The sequence below is a fragment of the Pseudomonas sp. GW821-FHT09H03 genome, from assembly GCF_059415945.1.
In genome coordinates, this window is sequence record NZ_JBWKOF010000019.1 from 38,768 (window position 1) to 51,292 (window position 12,525).

A 12,525-nucleotide genomic window follows, 5' to 3' on the forward strand; every position below is an offset into this window, starting at 1 on the left:
CTATCTCTAATTCAGCAGGGAGTCCGGGTCATGGAAAAGACGCTGCACATTGCCAGTCTGGTAGTACATGCCCGTCCGGCCCTGTTCGAAGCAGTGAAAGCCAACCTGCGTTTGCTCACGGGCGTCGAGCTTCACCAGGAAAGCCCCGCCGGCAAATTGGTGGTAGTGCTGGAAACCGAACACGAAAGCCAGATTCTTCAGCGAATCGACCAGATCAATCGCTTGCCAGGCGTGCTCAATGCGGCCCTGGTTTATCACGAGATTCTCGATATAACGGGAGAAAGCACATGCCTATGACGCGGCGAGAGTTTGTCAAAGTCCAGGCGGCCGGGATCGCGGCTGCGGCTGCGGGCCTCCCGGTGTTTACCTCTGCCAGCAACCTGATCACCGAACAAGACATGGCGACCCTGGACTGGAACAAAGCGCCCTGTCGATTTTGCGGCACCGGTTGCAGCGTCATGGTGGCGACCAAGGACAATAAGGTTGTTGCAACCCACGGTGACGTAAAAGCCGAGGTCAATCGCGGGTTGAACTGCGTCAAAGGCTACTTTTTATCCAAGATCATGTACGGCGTGGATCGGCTGACCCAGCCGCTGTTGCGCATGACCAATGGGCAATATGACAAACAAGGCGAGTTTCACCCGGTGTCCTGGGAACAGGCGTTCGATGTAATGGAGTTGAAGTACAAGGAGGCGCTGAAGAACAAGGGCGGGGAATCTGTCGCCATGTTCGGTTCCGGACAGTGGACGGTCTGGGAAGGCTACGCGGCTAACAAGTTGATGAAGGCGGGCTTTCGCTCCAACAACATCGACCCCAATGCACGCCATTGCATGGCCTCGGCGGTCATGGGGTTCATGCGCACTTTCGGTATGGATGAGCCGATGGGCTGTTATGACGACATCGAAGTCACTGATGCATTCGTCTTGTGGGGCTCAAACATGGCGGAGATGCATCCGATTCTTTGGAGTCGGGTGACCGATCGGCGGTTGAGCCAGCCGAATGTGAAAGTGGCCGTGCTTTCCACCTTCGAACACCGCAGTTTTGAACTGGCCGACATTCCGATGGTGTTCAAGCCGCAGACGGACCTGCTCATCCTCAATTACATCGCCAATCACATCATTGAAAGCGGTTCGGTCAACAAAGACTTCGTCAGCAAACACACCAAGTTCGCCAAAGGCACCGATGACATCGGCTACGGATTGCGTGCCGATAATCCGCTGGAGATGAAAGCCAAGAATGCCGACAAGGCGAACACCTGGACCGACATCGACTTCGAGCAGTTCGCTGCTTTCGTAAAGCCCTACACCCTTGAGCGCACCGCGAAGGAAACCGGCGTACCAGCCGAGCGCCTCAAGGCATTGGCCGAACTGTACGCCGACCCCAAGCGCAAGGTGGTTTCGTTCTGGACCATGGGTTTCAACCAGCACACCCGGGGTGTTTGGGCCAACAACCTGATCTACAACATCCACCTGCTGACCGGGAAAATCAGCGAGCCTGGCAACAGTCCGTTCTCCCTGACGGGCCAGCCTTCGGCCTGCGGGACGGCACGTGAAGTGGGCACGTTCTCCCATCGCTTGCCGGCCGACCTGGTGGTCACCAACCCGGCGCACCGCGCCACCGCGGAAAAAATCTGGAAACTCCCGGCGGGCACCATCAAGGAAAAGGTCGGGTTCCACGCCGTGCAGCAAAGTCGCATGCTCAAGGACGGCGTGCTCAATGTGTACTGGACCATGGCCAGCAATAACATGCAGGCCGGGCCCAACATCATGCAGGAAGTATTGCCGGGTTGGCGCAACCCGGAGAACTTCGTGGTGGTGTCGGATGTGTATCCCACCGTCTCGGCACAGGCGGCCGATCTGATTTTGCCAACGGCAATGTGGGTGGAGAAAGAGGGCGCGTACGGCAACGCAGAGCGGCGTACGCAGTTCTGGCATCAACTGGTCTCGGCGCCGGGTGACGCCAAGTCGGACCTCTGGCAATTGGTCGAGTTTTCCAAACGCTTTAAAACCGACGAAGTCTGGCCGCAGGAGCTGTTGGCCAGTTCACCGCAATACCAGGGCAAGACCCTGTATGAGGTGCTGTTCAAGAATGGCCAGGTCGATCAGTTCCCGGTGGAACAAATGGCGCAGGGCTACCAGAACGACGAGGCCCGGGATTTCGGTTTCTACCTGCAAAAAGGCCTGTTCGAAGAATATGCCCAGTTCGGCCGTGGACATGGTCATGACCTGGCGCCTTTTGATCGTTATCACTCCGAGCGCGGCTTGCGCTGGCCCGTCGTCGAAGGCAAGGAAACGCTCTGGCGCTTCCGCGAAGGCTACGACCCGTATGTCGAGAAGGGCAGTGGCGTGCAGTTCTACGGCTACCCCGACAAGAGAGCGATCATCTTCGCACTGCCTTACGAGCCTCCTGCAGAAGCCCCGGACGCGGACTTCCCGTTCTGGCTGAGCACCGGTCGGGTGCTTGAACATTGGCACACCGGGACCATGACCCAGCGTGTCGAGGAGCTCCATAAAGCGATCCCCGATGCGCTGGTCTACATGCACCCGGCCGATGCCAGGGCCTTGAATGCCCGGCGTGGCAGCGAAGTGAAGCTGATCAGTCGGCGCGGCGAGATGCGTGCGCGGATTGAAACCCGGGGGCGCAACAAGCCGCCCCAAGGCCTGGTGTTCGTGCCGTTTTTCGATGCCAACAAGCTGATCAACAAAGTCACGCTTGATGCAACGGACCCGATCTCAAAACAGACCGATTACAAGAAATGCGCGATCAGGATTGAGTTGATCGCGACGGCATAAGGAGAGCTTTCATGAATTATCGTTCGCTGTCCTTGCTTGTCGTGCTGCTGACGTGGCTGCCCACGACATTTGCAGCAGAGCCCGCTTACCCCCTGGATGCACCGGCACCGGATGGTCGCAGAGCCGGCGGGACCCTGACCCAGGAGCTGCCGGCACCGCCTATCGCAGAAGACGAGAACAAGGACCTCAAGCGTGAGCGCAATTACCCCGAGCAACCGCCCACCATACCCCACAGTATTCGCGGGTATGCCATCGACATGAACAGCAATAAGTGCCTGACCTGCCACAGTCGCGCCAACAGTGCGCGTACCCAGGCGCCGATGATCAGCATCACTCACTACATGGACCGTGACGGCCAGGCTCTGGCGGCGGTGTCGCCGCGCCGCTACTTCTGCAACCAGTGTCACGTGCCGCAAAAGGATGTGAAGCCACTGGTGAACAACAGCTTCAAGAACATCGACCAGGTCTTGCAAGATGAAATACACCAGCAGCCGAAACCTTGAGGAGAGGCCATGAAATCTTTGCTTGCCTTGTTCAAGGATTATTGGGGTGTGCTGCGTCGGCCCAGCGTGCATTACAGCCTGGGTTTTCTGACCCTCGGCGGGTTCATCGCCGGGGTGATTTTCTGGGGTGGATTCAACACCGCGCTGGAAGCGACCAACACCGAGCAGTTCTGCACGTCCTGCCATGAAATGCGCGACAACGTTTTCGTCGAGTTGCAGGAAACCATCCACTACACCAACCGTTCGGGCGTGCGCGCCACGTGCCCGGACTGTCACGTCCCTCACGAGTGGACGCACAAGATCGCCCGCAAGATGCAGGCTTCCAAGGAGGTCTGGGGCAAGCTGTTCGGCACTATCAGCACCCGGGACAAGTTCCTGGACATGCGCCGGGAGCTGGCCGAACACGAGTGGGCACGGCTCAAGGCCAACGATTCGCGGGAGTGTCGCAACTGCCATAACTTCGAGTTCATGGACTTCACACGCCAGGGCAAGCGCGCCGCCAACATGCACTCCACCTCGCTGGCCAGCGGCCAGGCAACCTGTATCGACTGCCATAAAGGCATTGCTCACAAGTTGCCCGACATGAGCGGCGTGAAAGGCTGGTAGCCGGCTTTTCACGGCGTTGCCGCCAAGCGGCATCAGCGCGCCGGTTTTTCGTCTTCGATACATCGTTCAATTACCTTCCGATCAGCCCCAGCCCCCTGTTTAAAGGGGGTTGGCGCCGCTGCGCGCAAGTTGGTCTGCAAATTGCTACAACCTGCGCAACACAGCGGTGGGCGGCAACCGTCCGGCATGCAGAGGAAAGATTGTGGACAAGTACCTTTATGTGGCAATGACCGGCGCCAGCCAGAATGCACTGGCGCAAAAGGCTCATGCCAACAACCTCGCGAACATCTCCACCAACGGCTTCCAGAAGGACCTGGAACAGGCGCGTTCGATGCCGGTGTTCGGTGACAGCTTTCCGGCGCGTGCGTTTGCCATGTCTGAACGCCCGGCCACCGACTTCTCCCCTGGCAGCCTGGTGGAAACCGGCCGCGACCTCGATGTTGCCGTGCAAGGCAATGGCTGGCTGGCGGTGCAGAACCCCGATGGCGGCGAAAGCTACGTGCGTACCGGCAGCCTGGTGGTCGACGCCCTGGGCGTGCTGCGCGCTGGCAATGGCATGCCGGTGATCGGCAATGGCGGGCCGATTGCCGTGCCGCCCGAGCAACAAATCGAAGTGGGCGAGGACGGCACCATCAGCATTCGCGCGATGGGCGAAGGCCCTCGCGTCATGGCGGAGGTCGACCGCATCAAGCTGGTCAACCCGGACATCAAGAACATGACCAAAGGCCTGGACGGTTCGATTCACACCCGGGACGGCCAGCCGGCGCAAGCCGATGCCAACGTCAAGCTGGTGTCCGGGTTCCTTGAGTCGAGCAACGTCAATGCCGTGGACGAGATGACCTCGGTACTGGCCCTGGCCAAGCAATTCGAACTGCACATCAAGATGATGAACACCGCCAAAGACGATGACCAGGCCATGGCTCGGGTCTTGCAGATCAGCTAATTATCAGAACGTCGCGCCGTAAAACAGGCGCACGAGGAGAATCGAATGCTTCCGGCTCTATGGGTTGCCAAAACAGGTCTGTCCGCCCAGGACACCAACCTCACCACCATTTCCAACAACCTGGCCAACGTATCGACCACGGGCTTCAAACGTGATCGCGCCGAGTTCCAGGACCTGCTCTATCAGATCAAGCGTCAGCCAGGCGCCCAGTCGACCCAGGACAGCGAACTGCCGTCGGGTCTGCAATTGGGTACCGGTGTGCGCATCGTCGGCACCCAGAAAAACTTCACCGCCGGCAGCTTGCAAACCACCGAGCAGCCGCTGGACATGGCCATCGACGGTCGCGGTTTCTTCCAGATCCTGCAACCGGACGGCACCACGTCCTACACCCGTGACGGTACGTTCCACCTGGACTCCAACGGCCAGATCGTCAACGCCAGCGGCTTCGCCCTGGAACCGGCCATTGTCATTCCGAACGACGCGCAAACCTTCACCGTCGGTCGTGACGGCACCGTGTCCATCACCGTTGCCGGCAACCCGGCTTCCCAGGTGATCGGCAACCTGCAAACCGCCGACTTCATCAACCCGGCCGGTCTGCAGGCAGTGGGCAACAACCTGTTCCTGGAAACCGCTGCCAGTGGCGCGCCGCAAGTCGGCACTCCGGGCCTGGCTGGCTTCGGCACCACGCTGCAGAACACCCTGGAAACTTCCAACGTCAGCACCGTTGAGGAGATGGTCAACATGATCACCACTCAGCGCGCCTACGAGATGAACTCCAAGGTGATCTCCACCGCCGACCAGATGCTCTCGTTCGTAACGCAGAATCTGTAATCAAGTCTATGAGGCGGTCATGAGGCCGCCTGCAACACCGTGAGGTAGGGTCATGAATCGCTTTGTATCTGTTCTGGCACTGAGTGGGGCTGTTGTGCTCGCCGGCTGCGTTCCTTCGACGCCCAAGCCCAACGACCCTTATTACGCGCCGGTGTTGCCGCGTACGCCGTTGCCGGCTGCAGCGAACAATGGCTCGATTTATCAGGCCGGGTTTGAACAGAACCTTTACAGCGACCGCAAGGCGTTCCGGGTGGGCGACATCATCACCATCACCTTGAACGAGAGGACCCAGGCCAGCAAAAATGCCAACTCGCAAATCGGCAAGAACAGCCAGGCGAGCATAGGCTTGACTTCGTTGTTCGGCGCCACGCCCAGCACCAACAACCCGTTTGGCAGTGGTGACCTGAGTCTGGATGCCAGCTACGAAGGCGATCGCGCGACCAAGGGTGACAGCAAGGCCGCACAGGGCAATACCCTGACCGGTTCGATCACGGTGACTGTTGCCGATGTATTGCCCAACGGCATCATCGCGGTTCGTGGCGAGAAGTGGATGACCCTCAACACCGGCGACGAGCTGGTGCGGATCGCCGGACTGGTTCGCGCCGATGACATCGCCACCGACAATACCGTGTCGTCGACCCGTGTCGCCGATGCGCGCATCACCTACTCGGGTACAGGTTCCTTTGCCGATGCGAGTCAGCCAGGCTGGTTCGACCGTTTCTTCCTCAGCCCGCTGTTTCCTTTCTAGGTGGCTTTCCAGTTGAGCATGTTGAACTTCAGAAGTCTCATCGTTGCCGCCCTGATGTTGCCGGTCGCCTTCAGTGCTCAAGCCGAGCGCCTGAAGGACATCGCCAGCATTTCCGGCGTGCGTTCCAACCAATTGATCGGTTATGGCCTGGTGGTCGGGCTTAACGGCACCGGAGACCAGACGACGCAAACCCCGTTCACCCTGCAGACATTCAACAACATGCTTTCGCAGTTCGGCATCAAGGTGCCGCCGGGTTCGGGCAACGTACAGTTGAAGAACGTCGCGGCGGTGTCGATCAGCGCCGACTTGCCGCCGTTCGCCAAGCCTGGGCAGCAGGTCGACATCACGGTTTCCTCCATCGGCAACTCCAAGAGCCTTCGCGGCGGTACCTTGCTGTTGACGCCGCTCAAGGGTATCGACGGCAACGTCTATGCGGTGGCCCAGGGTAACCTGGTGGTCGGCGGTTTCGACGCCGAAGGCCGCGACGGATCGAAGATCACCGTCAACGTTCCGTCGGCCGGTCGCATCCCTGGCGGTGCCTCGGTCGAACGGGCGGTACCGAGCGGGTTCAACCAGGGCAATAGCCTGACCCTGAACCTCAACCGCTCCGATTTCACCACGGCCAAGCGCATTGTCGACAAGATCAACAACATGCTCGGCCCAGGCGTGGCCCAGGCCATCGACGGTGGCTCGATTCGCGTCAGCGCGCCGCTCGATCCTAGCCAGCGGGTCGACTATCTGTCGATTCTCGAGAACCTTGAAGTCGATCCGGGCCAGGCGGTGGCGAAAGTCATCATCAACTCCCGCACCGGTACCATCGTGATCGGCCAGAACGTCAAGGTATCCCCGGCCGCCGTGACCCACGGCAGCCTGACCGTGACCATCACCGAAGACCCGATCGTCAGCCAGCCCGGCCCTCTGTCCAACGGTCAGACGGCCGTCGTGCCCCGCTCGCGGGTTAACGCCCAGCAGGAAGCCAAGCCGATGTTCAAGTTCGGCCCGGGTACCACCCTCGACGAAATCGTCCGTGCGGTGAACCAGGTCGGCGCGGCACCGGGTGACTTGATGGCGATCCTCGAAGCTCTGAAGCAGGCCGGTGCGTTGCAAGCCGACCTGATCGTGATCTGAGGACGGCCATCGTGGATATGCGCAAGAGCGGTCTGGTCAGCAGTAGCGATTCGGGTTCCTATTCGGACCTCAATCGTCTGAATCAGCTCAAGGTCGGTGACAAGAACAGCGACGGCAACCTGCGCAAGGTCGCGCAGGAATTCGAGTCGCTGTTCCTGGGGGAAATGCTCAAGTCCATGCGTTCGGCCACCGACGCGCTGGGCCAGGACAATCCGCTCAATACGCCGGCGGCCAAGCAGTATCAGGAAATGTACGACCAGCAGTTGGCCGTTTCCATGTCCCGCGAAGGCGGTGGCATTGGCCTGGCGGACGTCCTGATGCGGCAGATGTCGAAGGACAAACCGCTGGCGCCGGGTGAAGCGGCCGCTGCATCGCTGGCCAAACAGGAGGCGGCCAAAGCTGCCGTGCAGACGCCGGTGGCTGCCGGTACGGTGGCGCTCAACGGGCCGCTGTCGCGGATCAATGGTCAGCGTCCATTGTGGGCTTCGCGCTCGGTGCATGCGCCGCAAGAGGCGGGCGAGGGTGCCCATCGCAATGACATGGCGCTGATCAATCAGCGACGCCTGGCTCTGCCGCCCAAGCTGGCGGATCGTCTGCTGGCAGGCTTGGTGCCCTCAGCGACGCCCGCGGCGACAGTCAGCAAGACGCCATTGCCGGAACGTATCGGCACGACCGGCTCGGGGCCGTTGTACAACGGCGACTGGCTGGCGACTGCGCAGCAGCAGGCGTCGGGCGCTCGCTTGCAGATTTATGGTCGCGCGATGGTGCAGATTCCCCTGGCGCCGGCGAAGAAAGCCTTCAATTCCGCCGACGATTTCGTCAACACCATGCTGCCAATGGCCAAGGAAGCTGCCGATCGCATCGGCGTCGACCCACGTTACCTGGTGGCCCAGGCCGCACTGGAAACCGGTTGGGGCAAATCGGTCATGCGCGCCCAGGATGGCAGTAGCAGCCATAACCTGTTCGGCATCAAGGCCGGCAGCAGCTGGAACGGCGGTTCGGCGCGGGCGATCACCAGCGAGTTCCGCAACGGCGCGATGGTCAAGGAGACGGCCGAGTTCCGTTCCTACGACTCCTACAAAGACAGTTTCCATGACCTTGTCACCTTGCTGCAGAGCAACAATCGCTATCAAGAAGTCGTCAAGTCGGCCGATAACCCAGAACAGTTTGTACGCGAGTTGCAGAAGGCCGGTTACGCAACCGACCCGGACTACGCAAGCAAGATTTCGCAGATAGCCAAGCAGATGACCAGTTACCAGAACTACGCTGCGGCGGGCGCTTCCACCACGCCTTTATAGGCATAAGGGTCTGAACCATGAGTTTGCTAAACATCGGGATGTCGGGGCTGAGTGCCAGCCATAACGCCTTGGCGACCACCGGCAATAACATTGCCAACGCCGACACCGCCGGCTACTCGCGCCAGCAGACGGTACAGAGCAGCAAAAACTCCATTCAGTACGGCAATGTGTACATCGGCACCGGCACGACCCTGGCCGATGTGCGCCGGGTGTACAACAGCTACCTCGATGCACAATTGCAGACGACGACTTCGCTCAACAGTGATGCGGCCGCCTACCAGGGGCAGATCACGCCGCTCGACACGCTTTTGTCAGACAGTGCCACCGGCCTCAGCGGTGCGCTGACCAAGTTCTTCGCCTCGGTACAGAACGTCAATGCCAAACCCGGTGACGACGCTTCCCGGCAGTTGTTGCTCAGCGATGCGCAGGCCCTGAGCAATCGCTTCAACTCGGTGGCCGGGCAGTTGAACTCGCAGAACTCGACCATCAACGGCAACCTGACGGACATGGTTGGCCAGGTCAACAACCTGGCCAGTACCATGGCGCAGTTGAACAGGAAAATCGGCGAAGTGACCAGCGCCGGCGGTACGCCGAACGAGCTGCTCGACGCGCGCAACGAGACCATGCGCCAGCTGTCCTCTTTCACCGGGGCGCAGTATATCGAGCGTGACGGCAACATAGACATTTACCTGGGCAGCGGGCAGCCCTTGGTGATTGGCGACACCGTCAACAAGCTGGAGGCGGTGCCGGGCAAGGATGACCCGGGTCGTCTGGCGCTGCAGCTCAATCGTGGTGCGAGCACTATCGAAATCACCTCGATCATGACCGGGGGCGAAATCGGCGGCCTGTTGCGCTATCGCAGCGAAGTCCTCGACCCCGCCTTGAATGAATTGGGCCGTGTCGCCCTGGTCGTCGCCGATCAGATGAACAGCCTTCAGGCTCAGGGTATCGACAAGAACGGCAGTTTCGGTTCGAACCTGTTCAACGGTCTTAATAGCGCCGCGCAGATGTCTCAGCGCAGTATTGCCTCGACTGGCAACAGTGCCGGTTCAGGCAATTTCAATGTGGCGGTCAAGGACACTGGCAAGCTGACGATCAACGATTACAAGGTCACCTTCACCAGCGCCACCAACTACACGGTCCAGCGCCTGCCAGACAATACGTCGATGGGTAGCTTCAGCACCGCGACCACGCCTGCGCCAGTCATCGACGGCTTCGCGATGTCGTTCAGCGGTGGTGCTGCCACCGGCGATACGTTCAGGATCACCCCGACCCGCAACGCGGCCGCAACCATCCAGACCGAGATGACCGACCCCAAGCGCCTGGCCATCGCCGCACCCCTGAGCGCGGCCATTGCACCGGGCGGCAGCGGCACCCTGACGATCCCGTCCAGCGGCCAGCCGGCCCTGACCACCAGGTTCGACATTTACGACGCGGCCACCGCCACGGCCATGCAGAACGGCCTCAAGAATTCGACGCCGGTCAAGCTCGTGTTCGGCTCACCGTCTGCCGACGGCAGCACCCAGACCTATCAGTTGCTCGACGCCAAAGGTGTCGAAATCAGCAATGGCACGATCAAGCCAAACGCGAACAACACCCTGAGCCTGAGTGTGCCGCTCAAGGACGCCTCGGGTGCGCCGATCATGGATCCGGGGCCGCCTGCCGTGCAGCGTACCGCGACCTTCGAGATGACCGTGGCCGGTTCGCCGGGCAAGGGCACAGCGATCGACATCAGCATCGCGCAGCCGGGCACCCTGGACAACCGTAACGGCACCGCACTGGCGGGCTTGCAAACCAGGCAGGTGGTGGAAACCGGTACGGCCAACAAGGGCATTTCCCTGACCGACGCCTACGGCAAACTGGTCGAAGGCGTGGGTGCCAAAACCGCCCAGGGCAAGCTCGACAGCGCCGCAACCGGCGCCATCCTGGCCAACGCCAAGGGTGCTCGCGACTCGCTCTCGGGTGTCGACCTCGATGAGGAAACCGGCAATCTGGTCAAGTATCAGCAGTACTACACCGCCTCTTCGCAGATCATCAAGGCTGCGCAGGAAACTTTCAGCACACTGATCAACAGTCTCTAAGGAGTCGTAGCCCATGCGCATTTCCACTGGCCAGTTTTACGAGTCCACCGCGGCGAATTATCAGAAGAACTTCGCTAATGCGGTCAAGAGCAGCGAAGAGGCCAGCAGCCTGGTTCGCGTCAATACCGCCGCCGATGATCCGGTCGGCGCTTCGCGTCTGCTGCAACTGGGTCAGCAAGCGTCGATGCTCGATCAGTTCAACGCCAACACCAACACGATCAAGGCCTCCCTGGGGCAGACCGAGTCGGTAATGACCAGTATCAACAACGTGCTGCAGCGCGCCAAGGAACTGGCTATTGGTTCCGGTAACGGCAACCTCACCGACGCCGACCGCCAGGCCAATGCCTCGGAGCTGGGCCAGATCGAAGAACAACTGTTGAGCCTGATGAACGCCAAGGACGAAAACGGTACCTACATTTTCGCCGGTTCCAAGGGCGATACCCCACCGTTCTCGCGCAATAACGACGGCACCTACAGCTATAACGGCGATCAGGTGACCCTCGACCTGCAGGTTGGCGACACCATGTCCATGGCCACCAACAGCACCGGCTGGGAGGTGTTCCAGCAGGCGATCAATACCAGCCGCAGCCAGGTCACCATGACCGCGCCGGCCATTGATGATGGTCGCGTGACACTGTCCAACGGACAGGTATCGTCGAACGTCGCCTACGACAGCAAGTTCCGCAGCGGCGAGCCGTATACCGTGTCTTTCGTTAGCGGTACCCAGCTGAAAATCACCGATGCCAGCGGTACCGACGTCACTGCCGAAGCCTCTCGGGTGGGCGTTTTCGATCCGAGCACCACCGCTGGGCAGGCTGTCAGTTTTCGCGGTGTCGAACTTAACCTCAACATCAATCTGCAAAGCGGTGATAGCGCCGCGGCAGTGCTGCCTGGCCACAGCTTCACACTAGGTTCCAAGCCCGATACGTTCACGACAACCCGCAGCCCTGGCAACGCATCGACAGCGCAGGTTACTGCGGCCACCATCAGCAACCCGACCGATTATCACGCCAGTTTCCCGTCTGGCTCGGCCGTCCTGAAGTTTACCAGTGCCACCGCCTTCGAACTGTACGCGGCGCCCTTGACCGCCAGCAGCAAGCCGGTTTCCACCGGGACCATGGCGGGCAACGTCGCCACCGCATCGGGTGTGAGTTTCACCCTGACAGGCCCGCCGGGCCCGTCTGCCAATGATCAGTTCAGTATTGCCGTCAATGCTCACCAGACCCAGAACATCCTGGATACCGTGAGCCAATTGAAGAGCGCGTTGAACACGCCCACCAACGGCAACCAGGTCCTGATCCAGAAGCAGTTGGCCGCCGTGTCCTCAGGCATCGCCAACCTCGCCAGTGGCAACGATCAATTGTCCAGTGCACTGAGTTCGGTGGGTGGGCGTGGTTCGGCTCTGGATACTCAATCGGCGATCAACCAGAGCCTGACCATGGCCAACAAGCAGACCCAGTCGGCCATCCGCGATTCCGATCCGGCGGAAGTGATGACGCGTCTGACCCTGCAGCAAACCATGTTGCAGGCCTCGCAACTGGCGTTCAGCAAAATCAGTCAGTTGGGTCTGTTCAACAAGATCTAAAGGTGTCGGG

11 protein-coding genes are annotated in these 12,525 nt (G+C 60.3%); all 11 read left to right on the forward strand.

From position 1 onward, the window contains the following. The first annotated feature begins 30 nt into the window (after positions 1–30). The 11 genes from AC07OG_RS22955 (at position 31) to AC07OG_RS23005 (ending at position 12,515) form a co-directional block, all read left to right on the forward strand. Complete coding sequence (locus AC07OG_RS22955) at positions 31–297, forward strand: chaperone NapD (protein WP_060541368.1); 267 nt, start codon at positions 31–33, stop codon at positions 295–297. Continuing rightward, entirely contained in the window at positions 288–2,792 is a 2,505-nt protein-coding gene (gene napA / locus AC07OG_RS22960; RefSeq protein ID WP_218425204.1) for a nitrate reductase catalytic subunit NapA, read from the forward strand. The genes AC07OG_RS22955 and napA overlap by 10 nt, the downstream gene beginning before the upstream one ends. An 11-nt stretch (positions 2,793–2,803) precedes the next feature. Further along, positions 2,804–3,295: a nitrate reductase cytochrome c-type subunit gene (locus AC07OG_RS22965; protein WP_495068170.1), complete on the forward strand. Its 492-nt coding sequence runs from the start codon at positions 2,804–2,806 to the stop codon at positions 3,293–3,295. 9 nt (positions 3,296–3,304) lie between these two features. Continuing rightward, positions 3,305–3,901: a cytochrome c3 family protein gene (locus AC07OG_RS22970; protein WP_060541371.1), complete on the forward strand. Its 597-nt coding sequence runs from the start codon at positions 3,305–3,307 to the stop codon at positions 3,899–3,901. A 202-nt stretch (positions 3,902–4,103) separates the two neighbouring features. Next, positions 4,104–4,844 (forward strand): flagellar basal body rod protein FlgF, encoded by a 741-nt coding sequence (locus tag AC07OG_RS22975; RefSeq protein ID WP_060541372.1) that lies wholly within the window; start codon positions 4,104–4,106, stop codon positions 4,842–4,844. Between the two features lie 45 nt (positions 4,845–4,889). Next, on the forward strand, positions 4,890–5,675 hold the full coding sequence (flgG, locus tag AC07OG_RS22980; RefSeq protein WP_056742138.1) for a flagellar basal-body rod protein FlgG: 786 nt from the start codon (positions 4,890–4,892) through the stop codon (positions 5,673–5,675). Between the two features lie 52 nt (positions 5,676–5,727). Continuing rightward, positions 5,728–6,423 (forward strand): flagellar basal body L-ring protein FlgH, encoded by a 696-nt coding sequence (flgH, locus tag AC07OG_RS22985; protein ID WP_060541373.1) that lies wholly within the window; start codon positions 5,728–5,730, stop codon positions 6,421–6,423. Positions 6,424–6,441: 18 nt separating this feature from the next. Continuing rightward, entirely contained in the window at positions 6,442–7,551 is a 1,110-nt protein-coding gene (locus AC07OG_RS22990; protein ID WP_060541374.1) for a flagellar basal body P-ring protein FlgI, read from the forward strand. Positions 7,552–7,562: 11 nt separating this feature from the next. After that, a complete protein-coding gene (flgJ, locus tag AC07OG_RS22995) occupies positions 7,563–8,849 on the forward strand; it encodes a flagellar assembly peptidoglycan hydrolase FlgJ (RefSeq protein WP_495068171.1) in 1,287 nt (428 codons plus the stop codon). 17 nt (positions 8,850–8,866) lie between these two features. Beyond that, complete coding sequence (gene flgK / locus AC07OG_RS23000; protein WP_495068172.1) at positions 8,867–10,930, forward strand: flagellar hook-associated protein FlgK; 2,064 nt, start codon at positions 8,867–8,869, stop codon at positions 10,928–10,930. 13 nt (positions 10,931–10,943) lie between these two features. After that, positions 10,944–12,515, forward strand: coding sequence for a flagellar hook-associated protein 3 (locus tag AC07OG_RS23005; RefSeq protein ID WP_495068173.1), 1,572 nt, complete (start codon positions 10,944–10,946; stop codon positions 12,513–12,515). Positions 12,516–12,525: the final 10 nt, after the last annotated feature.